Annotated in this window: 24 protein-coding genes; 9 read left to right on the forward strand and 15 right to left on the reverse strand. The window is 61.8% G+C overall.

The window, feature by feature from the left end:
* Positions 1 to 364 precede the first annotated feature (364 nt).
* The 5 genes from GT019_RS15170 to GT019_RS15190 form a co-directional block, all read right to left on the reverse strand.
* A complete protein-coding gene (locus GT019_RS15170) occupies positions 365 to 1,258 on the reverse strand; it encodes a carbohydrate ABC transporter permease (RefSeq protein ID WP_161744038.1) in 894 nt (297 codons plus the stop codon).
* 20 nt (positions 1,259 to 1,278) lie between these two features.
* Positions 1,279 to 2,169 (reverse strand): ABC transporter permease, encoded by an 891-nt coding sequence (locus GT019_RS15175; protein ID WP_161744039.1) that lies wholly within the window; start codon positions 2,167 to 2,169, stop codon positions 1,279 to 1,281.
* Between the two features lie 83 nt (positions 2,170 to 2,252).
* Positions 2,253 to 3,965 (reverse strand): extracellular solute-binding protein, encoded by a 1,713-nt coding sequence (locus GT019_RS15180; RefSeq protein ID WP_161744040.1) that lies wholly within the window; start codon positions 3,963 to 3,965, stop codon positions 2,253 to 2,255.
* Positions 3,966 to 4,092: 127 nt separating this feature from the next.
* Positions 4,093 to 5,517: a response regulator gene (locus GT019_RS15185; protein ID WP_161744041.1), complete on the reverse strand. Its 1,425-nt coding sequence runs from the start codon at positions 5,515 to 5,517 to the stop codon at positions 4,093 to 4,095.
* Positions 5,510 to 7,261, reverse strand: coding sequence for a sensor histidine kinase (locus GT019_RS15190; protein ID WP_161744042.1), 1,752 nt, complete (start codon positions 7,259 to 7,261; stop codon positions 5,510 to 5,512). The genes GT019_RS15185 and GT019_RS15190 overlap by 8 nt, the downstream gene beginning before the upstream one ends.
* Positions 7,262 to 7,490: 229 nt before the next feature.
* On the opposite strand from GT019_RS15190, the gene GT019_RS15195 reads away from it, so the two are divergent.
* The 8 genes from GT019_RS15195 to GT019_RS15230 all read left to right on the forward strand — a co-directional run bounded on the left by GT019_RS15195 (position 7,491) and on the right by GT019_RS15230 (position 15,066).
* Complete coding sequence (locus tag GT019_RS15195; protein ID WP_161744043.1) at positions 7,491 to 8,183, forward strand: response regulator transcription factor; 693 nt, start codon at positions 7,491 to 7,493, stop codon at positions 8,181 to 8,183.
* Positions 8,176 to 9,324 (forward strand): sensor histidine kinase, encoded by a 1,149-nt coding sequence (locus tag GT019_RS15200; protein ID WP_161744044.1) that lies wholly within the window; start codon positions 8,176 to 8,178, stop codon positions 9,322 to 9,324. The genes GT019_RS15195 and GT019_RS15200 overlap by 8 nt, the downstream gene beginning before the upstream one ends.
* 272 nt (positions 9,325 to 9,596) lie before the next feature.
* On the forward strand, positions 9,597 to 10,193 hold the full coding sequence (locus GT019_RS15205) for a TetR/AcrR family transcriptional regulator (protein WP_161744045.1): 597 nt from the start codon (positions 9,597 to 9,599) through the stop codon (positions 10,191 to 10,193).
* A gap of 224 nt (positions 10,194 to 10,417) precedes the next feature.
* The gene (locus tag GT019_RS15210; RefSeq protein ID WP_161744046.1) at positions 10,418 to 11,239 is read left to right on the forward strand and encodes an SDR family oxidoreductase; all 822 of its coding nucleotides are present in this window, start codon (positions 10,418 to 10,420) and stop codon (positions 11,237 to 11,239) included.
* 257 nt (positions 11,240 to 11,496) lie between these two features.
* Positions 11,497 to 12,372, forward strand: a complete 876-nt coding sequence (locus GT019_RS15215) for a M15 family metallopeptidase (RefSeq protein WP_161744047.1) — start codon at positions 11,497 to 11,499, stop codon at positions 12,370 to 12,372.
* Between the two features lie 200 nt (positions 12,373 to 12,572).
* Positions 12,573 to 13,232 (forward strand): HAD family hydrolase, encoded by a 660-nt coding sequence (locus GT019_RS15220; RefSeq protein WP_161744048.1) that lies wholly within the window; start codon positions 12,573 to 12,575, stop codon positions 13,230 to 13,232.
* A gap of 83 nt (positions 13,233 to 13,315) precedes the next feature.
* On the forward strand, positions 13,316 to 14,296 hold the full coding sequence (locus GT019_RS15225) for a hypothetical protein (RefSeq protein WP_161744049.1): 981 nt from the start codon (positions 13,316 to 13,318) through the stop codon (positions 14,294 to 14,296).
* A 92-nt stretch (positions 14,297 to 14,388) separates the two neighbouring features.
* Positions 14,389 to 15,066 (forward strand): glycosyltransferase, encoded by a 678-nt coding sequence (locus GT019_RS15230; protein ID WP_161744050.1) that lies wholly within the window; start codon positions 14,389 to 14,391, stop codon positions 15,064 to 15,066.
* A 339-nt stretch (positions 15,067 to 15,405) separates the two neighbouring features.
* Here the strand turns inward: GT019_RS15230 and GT019_RS15235 are convergent, their stop codons facing one another.
* The 4 genes from GT019_RS15235 to GT019_RS15250 form a co-directional block, all read right to left on the reverse strand.
* A complete protein-coding gene (locus GT019_RS15235) occupies positions 15,406 to 15,930 on the reverse strand; it encodes a cytochrome c biogenesis protein CcdC (RefSeq protein WP_161744051.1) in 525 nt (174 codons plus the stop codon).
* Between the two features lie 478 nt (positions 15,931 to 16,408).
* Complete coding sequence (locus GT019_RS15240) at positions 16,409 to 17,419, reverse strand: FecCD family ABC transporter permease (RefSeq protein WP_161744052.1); 1,011 nt, start codon at positions 17,417 to 17,419, stop codon at positions 16,409 to 16,411.
* The gene (locus tag GT019_RS15245) at positions 17,416 to 18,426 is read right to left on the reverse strand and encodes a FecCD family ABC transporter permease (protein WP_161744053.1); all 1,011 of its coding nucleotides are present in this window, start codon (positions 18,424 to 18,426) and stop codon (positions 17,416 to 17,418) included. Before GT019_RS15245 ends, GT019_RS15240 begins: the two co-directional genes overlap by 4 nt.
* Before the next feature lie 4 nt (positions 18,427 to 18,430).
* Positions 18,431 to 19,435 carry an iron-hydroxamate ABC transporter substrate-binding protein gene (locus GT019_RS15250; protein ID WP_161744054.1) on the reverse strand — a complete coding sequence of 335 codons (1,005 nt, stop codon included), beginning with the start codon at positions 19,433 to 19,435 and terminating at the stop codon, positions 18,431 to 18,433.
* A 192-nt stretch (positions 19,436 to 19,627) separates the two neighbouring features.
* Here GT019_RS15250 and GT019_RS15255 point away from each other — a divergent pair, with 192 nt between their 5' ends.
* Positions 19,628 to 20,677, forward strand: coding sequence for an NAD(P)/FAD-dependent oxidoreductase (locus GT019_RS15255; protein ID WP_161744055.1), 1,050 nt, complete (start codon positions 19,628 to 19,630; stop codon positions 20,675 to 20,677).
* A gap of 658 nt (positions 20,678 to 21,335) precedes the next feature.
* Here the strand turns inward: GT019_RS15255 and thiE are convergent.
* The 6 genes from thiE to GT019_RS15285 form a co-directional block, all read right to left on the reverse strand.
* The gene (thiE, locus tag GT019_RS15260; protein WP_161744129.1) at positions 21,336 to 22,025 is read right to left on the reverse strand and encodes a thiamine phosphate synthase; all 690 of its coding nucleotides are present in this window, start codon (positions 22,023 to 22,025) and stop codon (positions 21,336 to 21,338) included.
* Positions 22,009 to 22,842 carry a bifunctional hydroxymethylpyrimidine kinase/phosphomethylpyrimidine kinase gene (thiD, locus tag GT019_RS15265; protein WP_161744056.1) on the reverse strand — a complete coding sequence of 278 codons (834 nt, stop codon included), beginning with the start codon at positions 22,840 to 22,842 and terminating at the stop codon, positions 22,009 to 22,011. The genes thiE and thiD overlap by 17 nt, the downstream gene beginning before the upstream one ends.
* A 99-nt stretch (positions 22,843 to 22,941) precedes the next feature.
* Complete coding sequence (gene thiM / locus GT019_RS15270; RefSeq protein ID WP_161744057.1) at positions 22,942 to 23,745, reverse strand: hydroxyethylthiazole kinase; 804 nt, start codon at positions 23,743 to 23,745, stop codon at positions 22,942 to 22,944.
* 13 nt (positions 23,746 to 23,758) lie between these two features.
* Positions 23,759 to 24,799 (reverse strand): ABC transporter substrate-binding protein, encoded by a 1,041-nt coding sequence (locus tag GT019_RS15275; RefSeq protein ID WP_161744058.1) that lies wholly within the window; start codon positions 24,797 to 24,799, stop codon positions 23,759 to 23,761.
* A gap of 91 nt (positions 24,800 to 24,890) precedes the next feature.
* Entirely contained in the window at positions 24,891 to 25,682 is a 792-nt protein-coding gene (locus GT019_RS15280; RefSeq protein WP_161744059.1) for an ABC transporter permease, read from the reverse strand.
* Positions 25,657 to 26,439: an ABC transporter ATP-binding protein gene (locus GT019_RS15285; RefSeq protein WP_161744060.1), complete on the reverse strand. Its 783-nt coding sequence runs from the start codon at positions 26,437 to 26,439 to the stop codon at positions 25,657 to 25,659. Before GT019_RS15285 ends, GT019_RS15280 begins: the two co-directional genes overlap by 26 nt.
* Positions 26,440 to 26,467: the final 28 nt, after the last annotated feature.

Genomic DNA, 26,467 nt, shown 5'->3' on the forward strand with positions numbered 1-26,467 from the left:
GGCAATGAAAAGAAGCCCGGAAAGGGAAATACGCGTCTCCCGGGCTTCGACCACAGTCAAAAGGAACGTCTGTGTTACGCGTAATCTCGGGCTTTCTCGCGATGCGGCGGTTCATTTCCGCGTGCTGAGCTAAATCATACGGCAGCCGCGCGGACGAAGTAAAACCCGTTGGCGGAGGTTATCCTCGTGTAAATCGATGAAAACCGGACTTGAAAACGCGCCCATCCTCGCGTATCCTTCATTTTCCAGCATAATTCTGCGGGTTGCACCGTTTCTCGCCCTCGCCCGCGCCAATACGAAACAAGCCGACCCCGGAATTCCGGGGTCGGCTTGTCGATTTGGGAGTGGCGCTTGCGGGAACGGTCTATTCTTTCACCGAACCGAGCGTGATGCCGTGAACGAAGAAACGTTGGATGAACGGGTAAATGAGCAGGATCGGAATCATCGAGATGATGATTTTCGCGGCGTTGAACGTCCGGTTCGATACCGCCATCGCCTCGGCCAGCTGATCCGGCGACATGCCGGTCATCGCTTGCGCGCTGAGCTGGGCGACCAGCGTCTGAATGTACGTTTGCAGCGGATAATGGTCCTGCGTGTTCATCAGGATCAGGCCGTCGAAGAACGAGTTCCAGTGGAACACGATGCTGAACAGCGTGACGGTGGCGATGGCCGGCAGCGACAGCGGCACGAACAGGCGGGCCATGATGTACCAGGGGCCGGCGCCGTCGATCTCGGCCGCTTCCGACAGCTCCTTGGGCAAATTGCGGAAGAAGTTCATGAGCAGGATGACGTTGAACACCTGCACGGCGTGCGGGAGGACCAGCGCCCACATCGAATCGAGCAGGCCGTACGACTTGATCGTCATGAACCACGGCACGATGCCGCCGCTGAACAGCATGGTGAACACGAGAAACCACATGTAGACGTTGCGCATTCCGAACTGCTTGCTGTCCTTCGACAGCGCGTAGGCCATCATGACCGTGAGCACGAAGTTCAGCAGGCCGCCGAGCACGACCCGTTTGATCGAAATGTAGAACGCATGGAAGAATTGGCTGTCGTCGAGCACTTTGGTATAGCTGGCCGTCGTGGCGTTGATCGGCGTGAGCAGTACCCGTCCGGCGTCGGCCGCGGCCTTATCGGAGAAGGAGACGGCGACGGTATGCAAGATCGGGACGAGGCAGGCGAGCGAGAAGACGATCAGCGCGATCAGGATCGTCGTATCCAGCACCCGGTTCGATAGATTGGCCCTTCCCACCATTGGTAATCACCCCATTCGAGTTAGAAGATGCGATAGTTCGCGAAGCGGCTCGCCAGCACGTAGGACACGACGACGAGGATGAAGCTGATTACCGACTTGAACAGGCCGACCGCGGTCGCCAGGCTGTACTGCAGGTCGTTCAAGCCGACGCGGTAGACGTAGGTATCGATGATGTCGGCGGATTGGTACACGAGCGGGTTGTACATGTTGAAGATTTGGTCGAAATTCGCGTTCATCACGTTGCCGAGCGCCAAGGTGCCGAGCAGGACGACCGTCGTCCGCACGCCCGGAAGCGTCACGTGCCACAGCTGGCGGAAGCGGCTGGCGCCGTCGATGTCCGCCGCCTCGTACAGCACCGGATTGATCCCGGTGAGCGCGGCCAGGTAGACGATCGCGTTGAAGCCGAATTCCTTCCAGACGTCCGTGCCGACGATGATCGCCGGGAACCACTTGTTGCTGGCGTAGAACAGCACGGGATCGATGCCGAACACGCCGAACAGCTTGTTCACGATGCCGTCGAGCGAGAAGACGTCGAAGAATATAGTCGCAAGCAGCACCCACGAGAGAAAGTGCGGCAGATAGACGATGGTTTGGATCCATTTCCGCAGGAAGCGTACCCGGACTTCATTCAGGAGCAGGGCGAACAACAGCGGAACGATCAGGTTCGCGATGATTTTCAAGACCGCGAGGAAGATGGTGTTGAAGAAGATCTGCCGGCTGTCGGGCAGTTGGAACAGGTAGGTGAAGTTCTCGAGGCCGATCCATTCCGAGCCCGAGATGCCGCGTCCCGGCTTGAAGTTCTGGAAAGCCATGATGGCGTAGAACATCGGTACGATGCTGAACAAGGCCAGAAAGGCGATGCCCGGCAGAACCATTACGTTGTAGTGAAGGTCGTTCTTTTTCCTGCGCATCGGTTCTCACCGCTTTTTCTTGAATTTTTGTAAAGAAGGGCTCCCGGAGCGAAAATCCGGAAGCCCGCTGCTGCAGAAGGGGCTTACTTGCCGTTCACGGCCTCGGTGACTTCCTTCGTGATCTGGTCGCCGCCGAGCTTCTTCCATTGCGCCACGAAATCGTCGAAGGCGCTGACCGGCAGATCGCCGACGATGATTTTCAGGAACGTTTCGATCTCCAATTTCTCGAGCGTGGCCCATTTGGTTTCCATGGTGCGCGTCATGCCGTAGAACACGCTGTAGACCTTCTCCATCGGCTGATTGGCCAGGATCGCGCCGCCGACCTCGTACGCCTTGGCCGGCTTCCAGGCGTCCATGTTCTTCTTCGGATTTTCCTTCTCGGCGAGCGTGAAGTCATAGACCTGCTTGGTATCGGGATCGAACGTCGCGGGATCGATCTCGCCCTTGATCGCCTTTTGCACGTCGTTGTAGCGTTTGACGACGGCGTCCGAGTAGTCGAGCAGCAGGTCGAACGGATAGAAGTTGCGGATATGGACGCCGGTCTCGGCGGCATAATCGTCCAGCTTCTTCACTTCCTCGGTGTTCGGATCCTGTCTCCGCTCGTAGCGGGTGAAGACGTTCAGCATTTTCACGGCCGCTTCCGGATGGTCGTAGCCCTTGCGCACGACGATGTAGCGGTCCGTGACCGGCGCCATGTGCGTGACGAACTTGCCGTCCGCGTCGAGCGGCGCCGCGTAGGCTTTCCAATCGGCCTTGGTGTCGTTCGTGACCGAATCGGCCAGCGGGAAGTACGGCATCCACCAGGGGCCGAAGAACAGGCCGGTTTTATTCGCCACGATCGGCTCCTGCGTTTCCTTGTAGAGCGCGAATTGTTTATCGATCAGGCCGTTTTTGTACCATTCGGCGAGCTTGGCGAGCGCCTCTTTGTTCTCCGGCGTCGTCGAACCGTAAACGATGTTGCCGCTCGCGTCCTTGATCCAGTTTTTCGGGAAGGCGTGGAATGCGCCGAAGATCGCGTCGAAGCCGTTCGGGTTCGGCTTCTGGCCGTAGACGACCGCTTTGTCGCCCTCGAGTCCGACCGTATCCGCCTTGCCGTTGCCGTCGGGATCCTGCTCGACGAAGGCCTTGGCGATTTTCTCCAGGTCGTCCATCGTTTTCGGAGCCGGCAGCTTCAGCTTGTCCAGCCAATCCTGGCGGATCCACAGGAGCGACGGCGCATCCGCCTCGATCCCCACGTTAGGCAGGCCGTAGAGCTTGCCGTCCGAGGTCGCGTCCGCGAGCGCCATGCCGTCGGTGGTGTCGTAGATGTCCTTGATCAGCTTGGAGCCGTATTTCTCGTAGCTGTCCGACAGATCCTCGATCATGTCGTTGTCGATCAGCTTGCGGAGCTGGTTGCGGTCCACGACCATGGCGTCCGGCAAGTCGTTGCTCGCGATCGCCAGGTTGACCTTTTGCTTGAAGGCGTCGTCGCCTTTGGCTTCCCAGGAGTGGACGACCTTGATGTTCGTCAGGCCTTCGAAATAACGCGAGGCGATGTTGTTCTCGTTCGTGTCGCCGCTCTTCAGCTTGTCGTCGGGAATCTTGAACCCGATGCTCAGCGTGACCGGCTCGGCCGTTTTCTCGTAAGCCAGGTCATCGCCCGATTTCGTATTTCCGGATGCGTTGCCGCCCGATGTCTGTTCGTTGCTGGTGCCGGCATTCGAATCGGAAGACTGATTCCCGTTGCCGCCGTTATCGCCGCATGCGGTCAAGGCGACGGACAGCGTTAGCGCCGTCAGCAGAAGCTTCGCTTTCATAAAGAACCCCCCGTTTGTTTGATTCCTTCGTGTTTACGCTTTCATTCTACCCGAGCGAACCCGTTTTCCCGGAGGGAAATCGGGCCGCAGATGCCGCGGGGACGTTCGCAGTTGGCGAACCGTTTTCTTACCGGCGTCCGACCGTTTTCCCACCTTCGCTGCGGAACTCGCTCGGCAAGAGGCCCACGCGCTCCTTGAACACGCGGCTGAAATACTTGTCGTCCTCGAAGCCGGCCATGAACGCGATCTCGTAGACGGGCGCGTCGGATGTCAGCAGCAGCGTCTTGGCGCGCTCGATCCGCAGGCGGCGGAGCATCTCCCCGAACGACTGTCCGGCGAAGCGCGTGAAGCATTGGCTGAAATAACTGCGGCTCATGTTGATGTGCAGGGCGACGTCGGATTGGTTGATCTTCTCGCCCGCATGCTGGCGCATGTATTGAATGGCTTGGATCAAGCTGGCCATGACCTCCCGGGAAAGCGAGAGCTCGAGCATCCGGCGCTGCGCGAGGTCGGAGAACAGCCGGAACCAGTCCCGCCACTGCGCCCACGAGCGGCGAGGGCTGCGGTCGCCGTACAGCCGGCGAACCGCTTCTTCGTCGAGCAGCAGGCCCGTCCACTCCCGCTCGAGCGCCAGGGCGAAGCGTTCGAGCCGCCCGGGCGCCGGGCGCAGGTCGGCTATCGTCCGCGCGAAAGCATCCCATTCGCCCGCGCCGAGCGCCCACTTCAGGGACATCCAGCGGTCGAACAACGCATCCAGCTCCGCGTCCGCGTTCGGCCGCCCGGCGCCGAGCGCCTCGTATGGAATCGATACCGGCTGGCCGTCCGGCGGCTCGGGCGCGTAGAATAGATGGCCCGCCAGCCGTTCGGCGAGCGCGCGCTTCACCTCGGCCAAGGGCTGATCCTGCAGGCCGGCGATCAAGGCGGTCCGCCATTTGCCGGCATGCAGCCCTTCGAGCTCGCGCCGGAGCTCGGGCGACCAGCCGAGGCTGGGAAGCGGCGCCATCCGGATGCCGCCCAGGTCCATGATCGGGTGGCGCTGGGCGAACGGCAGCCGGAACAGCTCGGAAGGGTCCTGTTCGGGGTCGTACGGGAAGAAGACGATGGCGGTGCCGGCCGAGACCCGCTCCTGCTCCGTGCCCGAGCCGGGCGAGTAGGCCGCGCGGCTGCTCTCTTCCCACCGGATCCGGTCGACGATCCGGTTCATGACGTCGTCGACGCTCTCCATGTCGAGCAGCGTCTTCACGATGTAATCGATCGCGCCCAGCCGCAGCGCTTCCTGCACGTAATCGAATTCGTGGTGGCAGGTGAGCACGACGGATTTCATCCGGGGGAACCGCTTGCGGACGTGGCCGAGCAGCTCGAAGCCGTCCATGCCCGGCATGGTGATGTCCGTGAACAGCAGATCCACCTCCTGGCCGGCCAGCTGCTCCATGGCCGTCTTGCCGTCCGCGGCCTCCGAGGTAATCACGATCCCGTAGGCCGCCCAGTCGATCATCGAAATGAAGCCTTTGCGCACGAGCTTTTCGTCATCCACGACCATTGCCTTAATCATCGAAGTCCTCCTTCGTTTTATGCGGAATCGTAATCGTGATCGTCGTGCCGACATGGGGGGTGCCGGCAATGGCGATCCGCATTTGCTCCCCGAAAAACTGCTTCAGCAGCCGGTTCACGTACGACAGCCCGATGCCGAGCCCGCGCCTCGCGCCGGCGGGATCCTCGTTCAGCAGACGGTGCGCGGTCTCGGGATCGATGCCGTCCCCGTTGTCGGCGACCTCCAGGGAGATCGCGTCGCCCGGCAAGGGCCGAATCGTGATCACGACCCTGCCGTGGCGTTCGCCCGTGCCGTGATAGATCGCGTTCTCCACGAGCGGCTGGAGCAGGAACCGCGGAATCGCGGCGCCGACGACCGACTCGTCGACGTCGACCACGTAGTCGAACTCATAGTCGTAGCGGATTCGCTGCAGCTCCATGTAATTCTGCAAGGCGTCGATTTCGTCCTGAATCGTCACGATAATGCTTTTCTTCCCGAGATTGTACTGCAGGACTTTGACCAGCAGCGTCACGAGCTTGTCGATTTCCTTCTGCCCGTTCATCCGGGCGAGCCATTGGACGGTGTTCAAGGTATTGTGCAGGAAATGGGGGTTGATCTGGCTGAGCAGCTTCTCGATCTCGAGCCGGCTCTTCTGCTGCTCGTTATGCTCGACCTCGTTCAGCAGGCCGTTGATCTTCGTCTTCATGTCTTGGAAGTTGCCCAGCAGCAGGTCGAACTCCTCGACGCGCGTATAGGCAACCGGCGATTCGATGTTCTCGGCCATCCGGACGATCTCGGAATTCACCTTGCGCAGCGGCCGGTACACCTGCTTCCAGATGAACAGGGCGAGCAGGACGGAGAACACGAGCGTCGCGAGCGCGACGAAGAACAGCCGGAGCAGCCAGGTATAGATCTCGCTGTTGAAGGTGGTCTGCTTGACGGCCGTGACCAGCTGCCAGCCCTGCGGGCTCTTGTACCGGAAGAAATGATAGCCGCCGCTCACCTCGTGCAGCTGGGCGTCGCTGCGCCAATCGACGTTCGCGGCCTCGCGGGGCATGTCCTTGTTTTCCACGTACGTGACGGCGCCATCTTCGTTGATCAGCAGATGGGATACCTTCATGCCATAGGCGCGTTCGTTCAGGATCTTGGCGAACAGGTTGTAGTTCGTCTCCAGGTAGATGTACACGTTCTGGGCCTCGGGCAGGCGCACCACGCGCAGCGACGAGAAGACGATGTTGGAGCTGGAGCCGTTCATCGTCTTGTGCGGACCGAAGTACGCTCCGCCGTTATAGCTCATGAAGCGCGGCAGCTTGTCCGCGTCGAAGTCCGGGCTCAAGCTGAAGTTCGTGAACAGGACCGGATCCTCCAGGCCGGGCTCGATATAAGCCGTCACCCCGAGAATGGGGTTCGTGAAATTGACCAGGTTGATTTTCTTGTTGATGCTGTCCATGAGCTGCGACTTCTTGTACACCTGCGTCTCGCGCAGGTAGCTGCCGACCTCGTCGACGATCTGCCCGTCGAGCGCGAACTGCTTGGAGGCGAAATCGAGATTGTTGATCGTGTTCTCCAGGCTGGCCGCTTCCTGGTCGAGGCTGGCGATGATGCCGCTTTGGATCTTGTTCGTGAGAATGGAGTAGATGGAGTAGTACGTCATGACGCCAACGAGCGCGAGCGGCAGGAGGCTGCCGATCACCAGATAAATCACCAGACTGCGTCGCAAGGACTTGGACGCGGGCGGCTTGCGCGTGAAGAGGCGGCGCTTCATTCCTCGGGTTGCTCCTTCCTGCGGCGAATTTTGCCGTCGTTATCGGTCGTATTATAGCATATGCGCAAGGGCGATAAAGATCGGTGCGCGCGATATCGGGTCCGGAGGCGCAGGCGCCCAAAAAAGTCCCGGCCGGACCAAGGTCCGATTTCCGTAAACCGGCCTTCATGGGGTAAAATAAAGAAAAACGGGCAAGCCTGGCCTTGCCCCGATCGGGAGCTGGAGAACGATGAAGCGCATGACGATTCTGATCGCCGACGACGAGGCGGAGATCGCCGACCTGGTCGAGCTGCATCTGGCGAGGGAGGGCTACCGCTGCATCAAGGCGGCGACGGGCCTCGAAGCCATGCAGGCCGTCCAGACGCAAACGGTCGATCTGGCCATTCTCGATATCATGATGCCGGGGCTCGACGGCTACGAGGTGACCCGGCAGATCCGGGAGCATTCCGCCATGCCGATTATTTTCCTCAGCGCCAAGACGAGCGACCTCGACAAAATCACGGGGCTCGTCATCGGCGCCGACGATTACATGACCAAGCCGTTCAATCCGATGGAGCTGGTCGCCCGCGTCAACGCCCAGCTGCGGCGGGCGCTGCAATTCAATCAGCAGGGAGGGGCGAGCGCCGCGCCGGTGCTGGAGTCCGGCGGCCTCGTGATCGATCCGGACAGGCACAGCGTGACGCAGTTCGGCATCCCGGTCGAGCTGACGCCCAAGGAATTCGACATCTTGTACCTGCTGGCCAGCCACCCGAAGAAGGTATTCAGCGCCGAGCACCTGTTTCAAAGCATCTGGGGCGAAGCCTACTTCGAGAGCGGCAACACCGTGATGGTGCATATCCGCACCCTGCGCAAGAAGCTCGGCGACGACAAGAACAAATGGATCAAAACGGTGTGGGGCGTGGGGTATACGTTCAATGGCTAGGCCGGCCATCAGCTTCAGGCTGAAGATGATCCTGTTCCTCGGGCTCAGCATGCTGCTCTCCGGGCTTGCGATCTTCCTGGCGTACAAAGCCGTGGAATCCTACTACATGGCCGACGCGCGCTTCGCGGACGACCCGCTGTTCCGGCTGCGGCATATCATCGCGAACGGCGTGGGCGATTTCAAATTCGCCATGCTGCTCATGATTCCGCTGACGATCCTGTTCTTCTACCTCTTCACCAAGCCGTACGCGGCGTACTTCTCCGATATCTCGAAGGGCATCCACCGGCTGGCGGCCGGCGACTTCAGCGGGAACGTCGTCATTCGCTCGCAGGACGAATTCGGGCAGATCGCCGACGACATCAACCTGGCGGGGGAGAACCTCCAGAAGGCGGTGAAGCGGGGGGATTTCGAGGAGAACAGCAAGCATCAGCTCGTGCTGAATCTGGCCCATGACCTGCGCACGCCGCTCACGTCGGTGCTGGGGTACTTGGACTTTATCCTGCGGGACGAGGGCTTGTCCAAGGAACAGGCCGAGCACTATACCCGCATCGCGTTCACGAAGTCGCGGCGGCTCGAGAAGCTGATCGACGAACTGTTCGAGGTGACGAGGGTCAATTACGGCATGGCGACGCTCCATCCGGCGGATCTGGACCTGAGCGAGCTGCTGGTGCAGCTGCACGAGGAATTGTACCCGTTGTTCGAGAACAACGAGCTGACGGTACGCCTGCATGTCGAGCCGCAGGTGCATCTGTTCGGGGACGGCGAGCTGCTGGCCCGCGTGTTCGAGAACCTGCTGACCAATGCCGTGCGCTACGGGCGGGACGGGCATTTCATCGATATCTACTGCAGCGCGGAAGGCGAGGAAGCGGTCGTGCGGGTCGCCAACTACGGCGATTCCATCCCGGAGGAGCAGCTGCCGCATTTGTTCGAGATGTTCTACACCGGCGACAAGGCGCGGACGCATCAGGGCGGCGGCACCGGGCTCGGCCTGTTCATCGTCCGGAATATCGTCGAGCAGCACGGCGGCGCCATTGCGGTGCAGAGCGACGTCGTGCGGACCTGCTTCGAGGTGCGCCTGCCGCTGCGGAGCGGCGAGCTCGCATCTTCTTCGGCGAGAAACTCCGTCCATACGGCGAAATAATCCCGACCCGGCACGGCACGGTCCGACCGGGTTCGTCGTCGTCGGTCGGCAAAAAGTCGGCCAGGGTAGCGATCAAGGCGGCGAAGGGGCGGTCGCGCTCGTACCTGTCAAGTACGGTTCCGGCGTCGCCTGGCGACGAATCCCGTAGGCGTAAACCCGCCGCTGGCACATGCGGCTTTCGCGGTCGGGTTGACGGGCACAACATTTTGTTTTATGATTAGAACGATCATTCGATCGAAACAAGGCACAGCGGAAAGGAGGTCGAGAATCACATGTTCGACCGGTACAATAAGGTTCAGCAAGCCGTATTGGAGACGACGCTGGAATTGATCGTCGACAAGGAGCTGCAGGCGGCGTCCATGTCGCTCATCGCCAAAAACTCCGGCGTGTCGACGGGCAACATTTATCATTATTTCAGCAGCAAGGAAGATATCGTCAACGAGCTGTACAAAGCGATCGTGCTGTTCAACGGGGAGTTCGTGACCCGCGATTTGAGGGAAGGAGACAGCATCCAGACGCGTTTTCGGCTGGCGTGGAAGAACGTCATCGCGCTCGGCAAGAAGTATCCCAACGGATTTCGGTTCATCGAGCAGTATTCGTTCTCGCCGTATATCTACGAACAGTCCAAGCTCGAGGCTTATAAAGGCGGTTGGTGCGGACGGGTCGCGAAGCTGTACGGAGAGGCGATCGAACAGGGCTTGTTCATCGGGATGGAGCCCCGATTCATGGTGCAGATGCATTACGGATCGATCGTGTATATACTGAAGGGGCATGCGCAGCATTACATGGAACTGACGGAGGACCTTGAGGACGAAGCGATTCTCGCCTGTTGGAACTCTGTAAGCAAAGAAAAGGGTTGGAACGAGTAGGTTCGACCCGAATCTTTTGCCAAAGTTAGATCGAACGTTCGATTGAGGTTGGTCGAGATAGCGAGTATCGGTCGTGAAGCATGGGCAAGCTACCAAGGAATGAAGCTGGTTCCCTTGTCCGGATAGAAAATTTGCGATTTACAGAATGAACGTTCAATCGGAACGTTGGTGTTAGAACGTCCATTGCACAACTCATTACACCACACTTTGGAGGGATTTCTATCATGGCAACGAAGACGATTTTTATTACCGGCACAAGCTCGGGACTCGGAAAATTAACGGCGATTCATTTCGCGAAGCTGGGCTGGAACGTAGCCGCGACGATGCGCACGCCGGAGAAAGAAACGGAGCTTACCGGTTACGACAACATTAAAATCTTCAAGCTGGACGTTACGAAGCCGGCGGAGGTCGCCACGGCCGTGGACGATGCGATCGCGGCGTTCGGTAAAATCGACGTTGTCGTCAACAACGCGGGGATGGGCTCGTACGGACCGCTGGAATTGGCCGAGGAGGATACCATCGATTGGCAGTTTGCCGTGAATACCCGCGGTCCGATCAACGTGATCCGCAAATTCCTGCCTCATTTCAGAGCGGAAGGCGGCGGCATGTTCATCAACATCAGCTCCTTCATGGGCATCACCACGGCCGTTCCGCTCGGTTCGCTGTATAACATGTCGAAGTTTGCTTTGGAAGGCTTGACCGAAGGACTCTATTACGAGCTCAAGCCGCTGAACATCGAGCTTCGGCTCATCGAGCAAGGCGGCTCCGCGGGCAATAATTTCGTGAACAGCATCATCTGGAACAAGGACGAGAACATTACGGCCTACGACGATCTGATGAACAAATTATCGGCGCTGATGGGAAGCCGGGATACCAGCCAGCTCGACGATCCGCAAACGATCGTGGACGCCATCGCGGCGCAGGCGACCGGGGAAAGCAAGCAATTCCGGACCGTCATCGGCGAGGCGGGGAATAGCTTGATGGCGCTTCGGAAATCGGTTCCGATCGAGCAGTATCTGGAAACGATGGCGTCCAATTATAAGTAATCCGCAGCCTCTGCCCGGTAACGCCCGGTAGTTCTGCATTCATATTCATCGGCCTCCGTTCCGCCCCGAAAGGCGCGATCGGGGGCCTTTATCGATTCGGGCGAGCGGCAACATTCTTGGCTTCGGGCGCATTTCGGTGCCGGGCGACTTCTTGCCGGATTCGGCCGGGATTTAAGAAAAAGTTTACTATTTCGCCGGTTCTTCTTTATCCCCTTGCCTTACGCTTGAGAGCAAAGCGGTGCGGGGGGATGGAGCGCATGAAGAAGGCGCGGTTGGCGGGACTCGTCGTGCTCGCGCTGATCGTCGCGGAAGCCGGTCGGCATGCGAACGCGTGGATGAGCCGCGAAGCTGCGGTGCCGGTGCCGAACGCGCCGGCGGCGATGCATGCCGTGCATGCGGGCCGGGATCAGCCGTACCGGGGGGACCTGGTGCTGATCGACGGCGCGCATCCCGTGCGCGAGGCCGGCAGGCAGACCGATATCATCCGTCTGTTCGATCATCCGGAGCTGAGGAACGGGTACGGCTTGGCGAATACGGCGATAGCGCTGTCGAAGCGGGCGGCGGATAAATGGCAGCTGCTGGCAGACGCCGCGCGGGAGGACGGAATCGATCGCTTCTTCATCATGAGCGGCTATCGGAACGATGCGGAGCAGGCGCGGCTCTACGAAGAGAAGGGGTCTTTATACGAGCTGCCGCCGGGCTTCGGCGAGCATAGCTTGGGGCTGTCCTTCGACGTCGGCTCGGCCGCGGCGGAGATGAATCGGGCGCCGGAGGGAAGATGGCTGAGCAAGCATGCCTGGGAATACGGATTCATCCTGCGTTATCCCCAGGAGAAAACCGCCGTCACGGGAATCCGGTTCGAGCCGTGGCATTTGCGTTATGTCGGCATGCCGCACAGCGCGCTCATGCACCGGTACGGCTGGACGCTGGAAGAATACCTGGAGGCGCTGAAGCAGCGCAAGTCGATGAGTACCGCCATGGACGGGGTTGAGTACGAGGTGACGTATTATGCGGCTTCGGCCGCGGGCGATACGGCGATTCGCGTACCCGCGGCGGGCGCCTATATGGTGTCGGGCGATAATCGGGGCGGCATCATCGTGACGATTCAGACGAGAACGGCGACCGGTGCGTAGTCGAGCGGGGACGGGACAAGCCAGCCTGCTATATGCGCGTATCCTCCGGTACCGCTGCACTTGGGGACGGCTTTAGGCGAACGGCGGATCCTGCGGGGTTTGCCGTTTTCGCGTTTGGCAGGGCGGCGTTCGGAAGGGTTGGGGAGCCGGAGCGAGAAGTAGTTAAGGAGCGAGATTCGATTTCCGGGAGGCAGCGAGCGTTGATAAAAGCGATTATTTTCGATTTTGACGGCTTGATCTACGATACAGAGGTACCCGAATATACGGCATTCCGGGAAATCTTCGCCGAGCATGGGTATGAGCTGGAGCTGGGTATCTGGGGACAGTGCGTCGGCACCAACAACAGCGGCTTCGATCCGTACGATCATTTGGCGTCGTGTCTGGGCAGGCCCGTCGACCGGGAGGAGCTGCGGGCGCTGCACAAGGCCAAATTCGAGCGGCTGATGGCCGAGGAGACGATCCGGCCGGGCGTGGAGACGTATTTGCGGACGGCCCGGACGCTGGGCTTGCGCATCGGCCTGGCGTCGAGCTCCAGCCGCGCTTGGGTGACGGGGCATCTGGCCAAGCTGAACCTATTGCCGTACTTCGAGTGCATCCGGGTGAGCGACGACGTCAAATTGGTGAAGCCCGACCCCGAGCTGTACCTGCAGGTGATTCAAGCCTTCGGCATCGAGCCGCGGGAAGCGGTCGCGTTCGAGGACTCGCCGAACGGCGCGAAGGCGGCCAAAGCCGCCGGCCTCCACTGCGTCGCGGTGCCAAACGGCGTCACGCGCGAATTGGCGTTCGAAGCCGTGGATTTGCGGCTTTCGTCATTGGCGGACATCGGCTTGGAAGCGCTGATTGAGCGGCTTCAAGGGTAAGCAGGCAGCGATCGCGAGAGACCGGGAAGCTGGACGGAGAAGCGAGAGGGAGTTGGAGAATCCAAGGAAAAGGAGGAGAGCCGATGTTGAAGCCGGATCCCCGCCACTTGTCGGCGGGTCTTGGCATCATCGCCGCCTGCAAGGCGCGGACGGGCGATATCTGGGAAGCGCATTACGGCGCGGCCGCGATCGCGAGCTATCTGTTCCGGCGCGATAATGGGCTTTCCGCCGCCGCGGAATCGGCCGTCGCGAACCAGACGGAGAGGATGATCGCCGCGCATGCGCTGCGCGGGGACGATCATGCCTCGATAACGGGTTCGGCCGGGGAGATGCCCCGCGGGGACGCGGAGCGCGAGATCGTGCAGGCGCTCGGCGGTACGCTGGACGGTCTTCACTGGGTCGGGCATAACTTCATCTACTCGGCGCTTGCCATTGCCGCGCTGCGCGAGCTCGGGACTTGGGGGACGGCGGACGATGTTGGCGGCATCGCGGCATTGGTCCGGTCGTTCAAAGGCACGATTCCCGGTCGGTCCTGGATCGGCTTTCGGGTGTCCGAGGTGAAGCGACTGGCGCGGGAAGCGGATTCCGAGACGGAGGGAATCGGCAGTCCGACGCAGCTTTCGGGGCTCGTGTTGACGGAGCTCGCCGTATTCAAGCGCATCTACCGGGCGGAAGCGCATCATGATTTGATCGGCCATACGCTGACGTTCTCGCATGCGCTCAACCTGCTGCATGATTGCGGTTACGGCGATCTGTTCCGGGCCGGCCTGCCTCAGCTGCTGGCGATGGTCAAGGTGCTGCGTGCGAGCCGCGAACTGGACATGGACGGCGACGTGCAGCTCGTCTCCCCGGTGGACCGCCTGCCGCTTCGCCTCGCGCCGCGCTCGGACTGGCTGCCGACGGAGGAAGCGTACTGGACCGAGGACCATGCGGCCGACGATTGGGATTTCGGTCATGCGTTCAAATTCCCCTGCAGCTTCTACGATCATTTGCGCCGCGCGGCCGACTTTCCGCGGGATGCGGCGGTCGAGAATTTCCGGTATATCGTCCCGGCAGGATGCTAGGTGGCTTCCATGCATGAATTCGGCGGGAGTGTTTACACTAATGCACGAATGTTCTCCCACCATCATGCAGTAAAAGGAGCTTAGCACCTATCATGAGAAGTCGATTTCTGAACGCGAGCTTGCTTGGCTTGACCCTTGCGCTCGGCGCGGCGCCGCTGCCGGCAGGGGCTGCCGGCACGGAACATCAGGCTCGCCAGCTGGACCATTCGGCGGCGCATGCGCCATGCCTCAGTCCCGCAGCCGTCAAGCTGCAGGGGGATATGCGCAGATTGTGGCTCGATCACGTGAATCTGACGCGCGATTATATCGTCAGCGCCGTCGCGGGCACGCCCGATCAGGAGGCGATACTGGCGCGGTTGTTGCAGAACCAGCAGGACATCGGCAACGCCGTCAAGCCGTTCTACGGCGAAGAGGCGGGCAATAAGCTGGCGGCGCTGCTGAAGGAGCATATCGAGCTCGCGGGCAAGATTTTGGTCGCCTCCAAGGCCGGCGACGCGGCCGAGGCGGAGAAGCAGACCAAGCTGTGGTACCGTAACGGGGACGACATCGTGGCATTCCTGACCAAGGCGAATCCGAAATTGTCGGCGAAGGAGCTGCATGATTTGTTCTATCGACATTTGAGCATGGTAGCCGACGCGCTGACGGCCCGCCTGAAACAGGACTGGGCAGGGGACATGACGGCGCTCGACAAGGGCGAGAACCATATCGTCATCCTGGCCGATTTTCTGACTGACGGAATCGTGAAGCAGTTTCCGCGGCGGTTCAAATAGAGCCGCGCATACGATCCGTACGAGGCATCCCTTCGCGGATCGCGATGACGGGAGCGGACGAATCGTTCGAATGACGATGACGTACGCATGTAAGCAGAGGGAATGCGACAAGACCCTCGTGCATCCATTGGAGAATGGATACGAGGGTCTTGTCGTCGCGCGCGATTTATGGGGCTCGCATGTTCCCGCCCGGCGCGCAAGGCGGTCCGGGCGGACGGGAGACGCAGCACGCCCGGGAGTGCATGGGAGATGGAGATGCAGTACGCCCGGCCGGACGAAGGCCGGGATTTTTGGCGTACGGAGGACACCCGAGATCATTAAGAGTGATGGCTGCGCGGCTCAGGATGCGACAACAAGAAAAGACACCATGCGCTGGTGTCTGTCGGCGTCTATGGCGCTGCGTTCCGCGAGCAGCTTGCGGAATTTCATGTACGACACGATCCGCCATGGCACCGCGTAGCCGGCCGCCACGATGACGAACAGCGCCGCTTCCGTCTCGGGCCCGATGAACGCGAAGTAGTCCCGAAGCGCGAAACGCACGACGAAGATCGCCAGGAACGCAATGACGAAGCTGCGGTTCTTCGCGGCGTAGATCTGTCCGTCCTCGCGGCGTTCGTAGTTCGTGGTCAAGATAAGCGGAATCGAGAGCACGGCGCCGATGAGGAACGCGACGACGAACTCCCAGGCGGCGGCGTCGACTTTGGGACCGGCCGCGATCGGAATGCTGATCGCCGCCACGTAGACCGCCGGAAGCAGCAGCCGCAGTCCGTTCCCCTTGATCGGGCGGTACATCGCCCGCGTCCGGCGCCAGAGAATGAGCGCCGCGATCAGCACGATATAGAGATAAAAAGAAGATCCTTCCATGGTTCCGCGACCTCCTGTCGGTGAAGTCCAAGTCCTTCAAGGATATGGAATAACCGGACGTTTGAACAGCCGGAATGCGTTTCTTTCGGGCACGGTCAGCACGTATCGGCCAGGGCGACGAAGGCGGCGGTGATGCGATACACGCTCGCCGGTTGATCCGTTCAGAGCAATCCGCTTGGTACGCGTATCGCCACGATCCAGTGGTGGTGATGCGAGGACATCCTTGCCAGTGGCCGTTAAGAGCAAGCCGCTTGGTAGGGCGCCGAAGCGAACCAATGCCGGCTCCTCAACCCACCCCGGCAGCCGTCGTTTGCGCGTCAGCGGACACCTGCGGATTGTGATGGACTAAACCTGCTGCCTCCGACGTGCAACGCTTTAAACGCGAACAAGCACTTCGGCCACGGAGGCGAAGTGCTTGTTCGGCTGGCGGAGCCGCATGGTCATGCAGCGCGGCATACCGGTCGCGCTGCGAACCCGCTCATATTTTCTTCAGCAGCAGATAGACGAAGTACGGCGCGCCGATCAGCGCGACGACGATACCCGCTGGCAACCCGCTTGGGTCGACCACGTTGCGGCCGATCGTGTCGGCCGATACGAGCAGCCAGCCCCCGATCAGCACGGCGACGGGAATGAACAGCTGATTGCGCGGCCCGACGAGCGCCTTCGCGATATGCGGCGCCATCAGTCCGACGAACGCGATGCTGCCCGCCACGGACACGGCGGAGGCGGCCAGCGCGACGGCCGCGAGCAGCAGCACGAGGCGTTCCTTCGTCAGCGAGACGCCGACGCCGACGGCGACGGCATCGTCCATGGCGAGCAGATTCAGCTTGTTCGCCTTGTAGAGCACGAACGGAATCAGTACGGCCAGCCACGGCGCGAGCGCCCAGATGAACGGCCAGTCCGTGCCCCAGATGCTGCCAGCCAGCCATTTCGAAATGAAGTCGACCTTCTCGCGATCGGCGGACGAGATCAGCACGATCATGACGCCGTCGAGCGCCATCGCGAAGCCGACGCCGGTCAGGACGAGCCGCACGGGCTGCAGGCCCGCATGCCGCTTGTAGGCGAAGAGGTAGATCAGCGCCGACGTGAGCAGCGCCCCGCCGAACGCGACCATCGGCAGCACGTACGCGAACGAGCCCGCGTCGATCGGCATGAACAGGAAGAACAGGGCGACCCCGACGCCGGCGCCGGAGTTGATGCCGATGATGCCGGGATCGGCCAGGTCGTTGCGCGTTACGCTCTGCAGGATGGAGCCGGCCAGCGCCAGCGCCATGCCCGCGAGCAGCGTGATGATGATGCGCGGCAGGCGGACGTCGAACAGGACGAAGTGCTCCTTGAACGTCCCGTGCCCGAAGAGCGTCGGCAGCAGGCGGCCGTATGAGAGCTTGGAATAGCCGAGCCCCATCCCGGCGAAGACGGTCAGCAGGATCAGCGCGACCAGCGCGAGCAGGATGATCCGCTGCTTGCGGATGAGTGCGGGACGGATCATTTGATCGCCAGACCTCCTCTGCGCATGATGTAGAGGAAGAAGGGCAGGCCCGCGACGGCGACGATCGCGGCGACGGGCGTTTCGTACGGCGCGTTCAGCGTTCGGGCGAGCGTATCGGCAAGCAGCATGAACGCGGCGCCGGATACGGCCGACATCGGGATGACGAACCGGTAGTCCGTGCCGACGATGGCCCGCACGATATGCGGGATCATGAGTCCGAGGAACGTCAGATTGCCGACCAGCGCCACGGAAGCGCCGGCGAGCAGCACGGTGACGAGGAACAGCACCGCCTTGATGGCGGCGGTCTTCTGGCCGAGTCCGACGGCGACGTCCTCGCTCAGGCTCAGAATCGTCAGCTGCCGGGACAGCGCCAGCGCGATCAGGATGCCGGCGGAGATGAACGGGATGATCACTTGCAGCTGTCCCCAATCGGTGCCGATCATGCCGCCGGCCGTCCACATGGAGACGTCCTTCGAGATCTTGAAAGCGAGGCCGATGCCGCTCGCGACCGCATACAGGAACGCCGAGATGGCCGAGCCGGCCAGGACGATGCGCAGCGGCGAGAAGCCGCCCTTCTTGGCGGCCCCGACGCCGAGCACGAGCAGGGAACCGACGGCCGCGCCGATGAAGCAGGCGATCGTGATCCAGAAATAGTTGGCCGACGGCACGAGCGCGACGGTAAAAGCCAGTGCTGCGTTAGCACCGGCTGTAAGGCCCAGCAGGCCGGGATCGGCAAGCGGGTTGCGCGTCATGCCCTGCATGACCGATCCGGACACGGCGAGCGCCGCGCCCACGAAGATCGCCGCGATCTCGCGCGGCAGTCGGATCTCGCGGAGGACGGAGAGGTTCTCGCCCGACCGGTCGGTCGTGAGCGCGAGCCAGACGTCGTTCAATGAAGTATGGGCGGCCCCGAATACCATGGCGACGGCGAACATCGCGATGAGAATGAGGATGCCCGCCGCCAGTTTGCAGGCAAAAGGGATGGAGCGCGAGGGATTGCCTGCCATCGCCTTATTGTCCCAAGAAGCTCTTCTTGAAGAAGTCGAGCTGGAAGTCCAGCGTGTTGGCGTCGTTGAAGTAGAACTCGTTGGCGTTGACTTCGAACACGTGACCGTTCTTCACGGCCGGAATGTTCTTGTACGTGTCGGTGTTTTGGAACGAATTGTCGGTATCGCTGAATTTGCTCAGGATGACGTAGTCGCCCGCGAATTGCGGCAGCACTTCCGTGGACAGCGCGTAGTAGCCGGGTTTGAGCGCCGTGTCTTTGACCTTCTGCGGCATGTTCAGGCCCATCGCCTGGTACAGGATCTCGGTGCCGCGGCCCCAGTTGTCGCCGTAGACGTACAGCTGCTTGTCGTAGTTCTCGATGACGGACACGGTCGCGTTCTCGCCGATCTTGGCTTTGATTTCCTTGCCGGCTTCCGCGGCGCGCGTCTTGAAGTCGTCGATCCAGGCTTGCCCTTCCTTCTCTTTGTTGACCGCCTTGGCGATCTCGAGATGCTGGGTCAGGTAGTCGACCTTGCCGTACGTGTAAACGACGGTAGGCGCGATTTCTTTGAGCTTATCGAGGTTCTTGACGTTGTCGAGGCCGATGATCAGGTCGGGATTAAGCTCGATGATTTTCTCCAGGTCCTCGTCGGTCACTTCCTTCGCGCCCTTCAGCGCGTCCGCGAAGCGGGGGTTCTTCATGGACCAGGCATCCGCGCCGACGATGTTGACGCCAAGCGAGATGAGGTCGCCCGCGTAAGAAGCGAGCACGACGACGCGCTGCGGGTTGGCGGGCACTTCGACGGGGCCGGTCTGGGATTGGTAGGTGATCGTGCCGGATGCTGCCGTATCGTTCGCCGCGGCATTGTCAGCCGCCGCATTGTTGCCGGCCGGCGCGGTATCGGTGGCCGCGTTGTTCGCGGCGGCACCATTTCCCTCCGCGGCATTGTTGGCGTTGTTCGCGGCATTGCCGCAAGCGCTAAGGATGAGGAGCAGTAAGGCAAGAACCGGGAATAATGCTTTCTTCATGACGGGAAAAACTCCTTTAAATAGAATATGATGAGATTTCATTGATAACGATTATCACTATCGCCATTGATAAAGATACGGGCATTGAGAATGATTGTCAATAGCTTCTTGAAATAAGCGGCGGGTCCGTGTATATTTATACTAACTGAGAATGATTATCACCGTCAGTACATAGCAAAGGGGCGATCGGCCATGAACGCAGCGGATGTATACGATATGACGATTATCGGGGGCGGCCTGGCGGGGCTATACTCGGCTTTTTATAGCGGACTTCGGGAAATGAAAACGAAGATTATCGAATTTCAGCCGCAGCTCGGCGGGAAGGTCCATGTGTATCCGGAGAAAATGATCTGGGATATCGGCGGGCTGACGCCGCTCCCCGGCGCGAAGCTGATCGAGCAGATCGTCGAGCAGGGGTTGACCTTCGGTCCCGAGGTCGTGCTGAACGAGAAAGTGGAGGCCATCGGGCGCAACGAATCCGGGATCTTCGAGCTGCGCGCGGCCTCCGGGACCGTGCATTATTCCAAGACCGTCATCGTCGCGGTGGGCAGCGGCATCCTGAAGCCGACGAAGCTCGCGATCGAGGGCGCGGAGCGGTACGAGGTCGGCAACCTGCATTATACGGTCAAATCGCTGCGTACGTTCAAAGACAAGACCGTCATCGTGTCCGGCGGCGGCAATTCTGCCGTCGATTGGGCCAACGAGCTGGAGCCGATCGCCAAGCAAGTCGTCGTCGTTCACCGCAAAGGCGCGCTGTCCGGGCATGAAGCGCAGGTGCAGCAGCTGTTGAACAGCTCCGCTGCGTGCGTGTTCCACTCCTCGATCACGAAGCTGTACGCGAGCGGCAACCACGAGACGATCGAACGCGTGGAGCTGACGAACCACGAGACCGGCGAGATCTCCACGCTGGAGGCCGACGAGATCGTCATCAATCACGGCTACGACCGCGATTCCACGCTGCTGCAGTCGAGCGAGCTGAACATCGAGATGCTGGAGGATTTCTACGTATCCGGCAGCGTCACGAGCGAGTCGTCCGTGCCGGGACTGTATGCGGCGGGCGATATCCTGATGCACGACGGCAAGCTCCATCTGATCGCCGGCGCTTTCCAGGACGCGGCGAACGCCGTGAACAAGGCGAAGCAGTTCATCCAGCCGGACGCCGAGAAGTACGGCATGGTATCGTCCCATAACGACCGGTTCAAGGAACGCAACCGCGAGCTGGTGAAGCAATTGATGAAGTAAGGCGCGCTCGGCGCCTGTCGAATAGCGGCACGGTCAGCCCCGGCGCGGAATGCGGCCGGGGCTTTCGTATTGGGGCGCGGCGCGCCCGCTTGTACGGTTGTCCGACGGCTATGGAGGGACTGCTTGCGGCGTCTGGCTGCTTGAGGTGGCGGCTTTAAGATACGGTGGGTGAAAATGCTGCAAAACATGCGGTATTTTAAGTGGCGAGCCGGTTTGGATAACGGTCGGGATGCTGCAAATCTGCCGCATGTTGTGGAGGTGTTCCGGATTGCAGGTCGTATAGCCGCAAATCCGCTTCAAATATAGCGGTATGCTTCGGTTTCATAGGTTGAAGGGTGAAATTGCTGCAGACAGGCAGTAATTTACGAAGTCAGCCTGGATTGCGGGTAGAATTGATGCAAATCTGCATCAATGAAACGGTAGTTAGCGATTCCATGCGTAGTAGGGGGCGGATTTGCTGCAGATTCGCAGTATTTTATGCGCAAACGTTCGGTGAGAAGCGAACTTGCTGTAGATTTGCAATAATTCGATTTACGGCTCAATTGTTTTATGTGCCGGCAAAAAGCGGCGGCATTCGCGGGACGGCAAAAACCGATTAACCGAAAAGCCAGCAAGCGCGGCGTAATCGGCGGCCGCATGCTTGCTGGCTTCTATCGTTCTACGAAAGTTTGTCGCGGGAGCGGTCCCATGCCGTCCCCGCGCCAGCCAACAGCCGCGCGGCTTCCCGCGGCGAAGGCGCGAGCGTGATCGCCGAGATGACCGACACGCCGTCGGCCCCGGCGGCCAGCACGGAGCCGGCATTGCCCGGCGCGATGCCGCCGATGCCCACGAGCGGCGCCGCAATACCGGCGGATCGCAGATCCCGGAGCAGCCGCGTGCCCTGCGGCGCTGCGGCGTCGGGCTTCGAGCCGGTCGGGAAGATCGGCCCGATGCCGAGATAATCCGCGCCGTCCGCGAGCGCCCGGCGCGCTTCATCCACGGTATGGGCGGATACGCCGACGATCGCGCCGGCGCCGACCCGAGCCCGAACGGACGCGGCAGGCTCGTCGTCCTGCCCGACATGGATCCCGTCGGCGCTAACCGCGGCCGCCAGGCTGACGTCGTCGTTGACGATGAACGGGACGCCGCGCGCCCGGCATACCGCCTGAAGCCGCTTGGCCAGCTCCAGCTTGGCCTCGCCGGCAAGGGAGCCGGGGCCTTTCTCGCGGAATTGGAAGCAGGTGACCCCGCCTTCGATCGCTTCGCGCAGCAGCTCCGCGGGGTCGACGCCCGCCGGGCAATTCGTGCTCCCCATGATCAGGTACACCCGCAGCGCCCGGCGCACGTCCTCTTCAAGCCTGCGCAGCATCATGCGTCTCGCTCCTTCGTCTGCGTTGGTAAGCGAAATGGTTCGTCGGCCCGTGCCCTGCGCCGATCCCCAGCCCGTCCTCGATCGCCGCCTGAATGAAAGCCTTGGCCGTGTCCATCGCTTCCTCGACGGTCCGGCCCTGCGCGAGCCCGGCCGTGAGCGCGGCGGAATACGTGCAGCCCGTTCCGTGCGTATGCCGGGTGTCGACCCGCCTGCTTTCGAGATGGCGGAATTCCTTGCCGTCGTACAGCAGGTCCACCATCGGTTCGTCCGGCGCGCCGTGGCCGCCTTTGATGAGCGCATAGCGGGAACCCATCTCCACGAGCGTCTTCGCGGCGATCTCGCGATCCTGCAGGCTCGCGATCCGCATGCCCGTCAGCAGCTCGGCCTCGGGAATGTTCGGCGTCGTCACGAGCGCGAGCGGAAGCAGCCGCGCGACGAGGGCGTCGACCGCCTCGCGCAGCAGGAGCCGCGAGCCGCCCTTGGCGACCATCACGGGGTCGATGACGAGGCGGCGCCATTCGTATTGCGCCGCTTTCTCCGCCACGACGCGGATGATCTCGGAACTGAACAGCATGCCGGTCTTCACCGCGTCCGGCGGCAGGTCCGCGCCGAGCGCGTCGAGCTGCGCGGCGACGGCGGCGGGCTCCATCGGGTAGACGCCATGGACGCCGAGCGTGTTCTGCGCGGTCACCGCGGTCAGCGCGGACATGCCGTAGACGCCGAGCTCCTGGAACGTCTTCAGGTCGGCTTGAATCCCGGCGCCGCCGCCGCTGTCCGAGCCCGCGATCGTCAAAGCTTTATAAATATTGGTCATGGGTGGGGTTCCTCCTTCGCTGCTTCGCCCTTCAATGCGCGACGGGCCATTCAATCGTTCGATCGCTCCGCGAGCGCAATTCATCCCGTCCGAAGCTCTTCAAACGGGCTGCGAGATAATCGCCCGCTGCCGCAGCGTATCGGACGTGACCAGCGCCAGCTGGTTCAGGAACTCGACCTGGAAGCTGCCGGGTCCGCGGCCTTCCGTCGCCGCGAACGCGAGCTCCGCCGCGACGCCGTAGAACGCGAGCGCTTCGGCGGCGGCGGCGACCTGCGCCCCGCGGCCATCCCCGGCGACGGCCAGGAAAGCGGCGATCACGGAGCCCAGCAGGCAGCCCGCGCCGGTCACTTGGGTCAGAATCGGGTGGCCGTTGCTGACGACCTGAGTCGTCTCGCCGTCCGTGACGATATCGTCCTTGCCGGTCACGACGACCAGGCAGCCGAGCTTCCGCGCCGCGCGCGCGGCGAGGGCAACGACGTCGCCTTCGCCCGCGCCGGCATCGACGCCTTTGATCGACCAGCTTTCGCCGATGACGTTGGCGACTTCCGCCACGTTGCCGCGCAGCGCGGTCAACCGCACCTCCTGCGCGATCTGCCGCGCCGCGGCAGTCCGGTACGGCGTCGCGCCGGCGCCGACGGGATCGAAGACGACCGGCACGCGTTGCGCGTTGGCCGCTTTGCCGGCAAGCAGGATCGCCTGCACGACGGCCGGATCGAGCGTGCCCATGTTCAGCAGCACGGCGCCGGAGATCCGCGCCACGTCCTCGACTTCCTCGTGCGCGTAAGCCATGATCGGCGATGCGCCGAGGGCGAGCAGCCCGTTGGCGGTGAAGTTGGTCACCACCCAATTGGTGATGTTGTGCACGAGCGGATTGCGGGAACGAACCAGGTCAAGATAGGACATCGTCATCTTCCTCCTAGGGTTTCAAATTTTGATAGGCATCCTCGGCCTTCGCTGCGGCGGGGAGCAGGTCGTTGGCGACGAGCCATGTCTTCACGCGGTCCCAGGACGCGGGATCCTGCGAGCCGAACGGCTGGTCCTTGTCCGTCATGAGCGGCAGCAGGATCCGCAGGCTCTTCGCCTCGATGTCCGCATCGAGGGGGGAGTTCCCGTCCTCGTGGTCGAGCAGCGTCTTCAGCGCGTCGTCCGGATGCTCCGCCACGTATTGCTGTCCTTCCGTCGCTGCTGCGACGAATTTGGCGAAGACGTCCTTCTTCGCCTGCAGCCCGTCGTCGCTTGCGGCCAGCACGAGCTCGTAGTAGTCCGGCACGCCGTAAGCGGCGGGATCCAGCGACTCGACGGGATGGCCTTCCTTCTCCAGGATCAGCTGCTCGTGATTGATGAAGCCGCCGATGATGGCGTCCACTTTGCCGGTGGAGACGGCGGGAATGAGGTCGTAGCCGACGTCGATCATGTTCGCTTTGTCGGGATCGCCGCCGTCCTGCTTGATCATGGTGCGCGCCATCGCCTCGTAGAGCGGAATCGAGGAGAAGCCGACCGTCTTGCCGGCCAGGTCCTTCGGCGAACGCACGCCGCTTCCCTCCGGAACCATCAGGTGGTTTAGCGGATGCCGCACGATCGCGGCGATGGATTTCACGGGAATGTTCTCGCCGCGCGCCATCAGCACCTGCGGCTGGTACGTCAGCGCGAGATCGATCTTGCCGGCGGCGACGAGCTTGAGCGCGTCGTTCGTATTGGCGGGCATCTGAATGTCGACGTCGAGGCCGGCCTTCTCGAAGTAGCCTTGTTCCTGCGCGGCGTAGAGGAACGAATGAACCGCGTTCGGGTACCAGTCCAGCATTAGCGTGATTTTCTGCAGCGGCGCGCTCGGGGTGTTATCGCCGGTACCGGCGCCGGCATTCGTCCCGGCATTACCGTTCGACGAGCCGCAGCCGCCGAGCGGCAGTACGAACAGCGACGCGGCGAGCAATGCGATCAGAGGGGCGTGCTTTTTCATGTGCGATCCGTCCTTTTTGTGTGAAAGCGCGGGAAGGAGCTTCTCGAGGCATCCTTCCCTTGCCTATGAATGGGAAAATCTTCGTTGCGGCTTATCGATAAGCGGATCGCCGCCGCTTCCTGCGAAGCAGCCAATACTCCAGCCATGCGACGATCAAGAAATAAACGACGCCGAGCGCGGACAGCAGGAACACCGATGCGAACATGGCATCCGTCTGGAGGCTGCCGGACATGCGGCGGCTAAAATACCCGAGCCCTTCGCTGCCCCCGAGCCATTCGCCGATCGTCGCGCCGACGACGCTGTAGACGACCGACAGCTTGAGGCCGGAGAAGAACGAAGGCAGCGCCAGCGGCACCTGCACCTTGCGGAAGATCGCCCACCGGCCGGCGCCCATCGTGAGCAGCAGGTCCCTGTAGCCGGCATCGCCCTTGCCGAGCCCGTCGTACGCACCGACGACGATCGGGAAGAAGGCGGTCAGGAACACGACGGCGACCTTGCTCCAGATCGAGTAGCCGAACCATAAGATGAAGACCGGCGAGAGCGCGATGAGCGGAATCGTCTGGCTCACGATAATGAACGGATACAGCGCCTTGTCGAGGGTCCGGTACATATGCATTCCGATCGCGAGCAGCGAGCCGACGCAGACGGAGAGCAGGAAGCCGAGGGCGGATTCCGCGACGGTGGCGGCCAGATGCCGGCCGAGCAGCAGATGCGCGTCCTCGCCGAGCGCCCCCGCGACGGTCGTCGGGGCGGGCAGGATGAAGAACGGCACCCAGCCCAGCCGGACGCCGCATTCCCAGGCGCCGAGCAGCGCGAGCAGCAGGAGCAGGAACAGTCCGTATTGCGCGAGCAGCGCGTTAAGTAGCGGTTTGCGTTTGGTCATCCAGCAGCCGCTCCAATTCTTGCCTGAACCGAATAAAGGCAGGCTCGTATTTCATCCGGGAATCCCGCGGCCGCGGGAGATCGACGCGCAGCTCCAGCGCCTGTTCGCCGCTGCCGGCCCCGGGCATGAGGTAGATGCGGTCGCTCAGCAGGATGGCTTCCTCGAGATCGTGCGTGATGAACAGGACGCTCTTGTTCAGATCGCCCCACAGCCCGAGCAGCCAGCGGTGCAGCTCGCGCTTGGTCATGGCGTCGAGCGCGCCGAACGGCTCGTCGAGCAGCAGGAGCGGCTGCCCGGCCATGAGCGTGCGCAGGAACGCGGCGCGCTGCCTCATGCCGCCGGACAGCTCGGCGGGGTACGCGTTCTCGCAGCCCTCGAGCCCGAGCAGCTTCAGCAGTTTGAGGACCTCGCCCCTGCCGTCCGCGCTGCGGCCTCGCGGCGTCAGCTCGAGCGGCAGCAGGCAGTTGTCCATGACCGTGCGCCACGGGAGCAGCAGATTCTGCTGCGGCATGTAGGCAATTCGGCCAAGGCGGCGCGGCGCGCGCTCGCCGTACAGGAAAATCTCGCCGCCGGCCGGCTCCAGCAGCCCGGCGATCAGCTTGAACAGCGTGCTCTTGCCCGATCCGCTGGCGCCGACGACGGAGACGAATTCGCCTTCGCGCACCTCCAGCGAGAGGCCTTCGAACAGCCGGGCGCCGCCCGCGCGGCCGCGGCCGAACGCGAACGAGACATCGTGCAGGGATAATAGGGCCGCCATCAGCGCACCTCCTTCGACGCAATAGAAA

Source organism: Paenibacillus glycinis (genome assembly GCF_009909185.1).
GTDB classification, from domain to species: Bacteria; Bacillota; Bacilli; order Paenibacillales; family Paenibacillaceae; genus Paenibacillus_Z; species Paenibacillus_Z glycinis.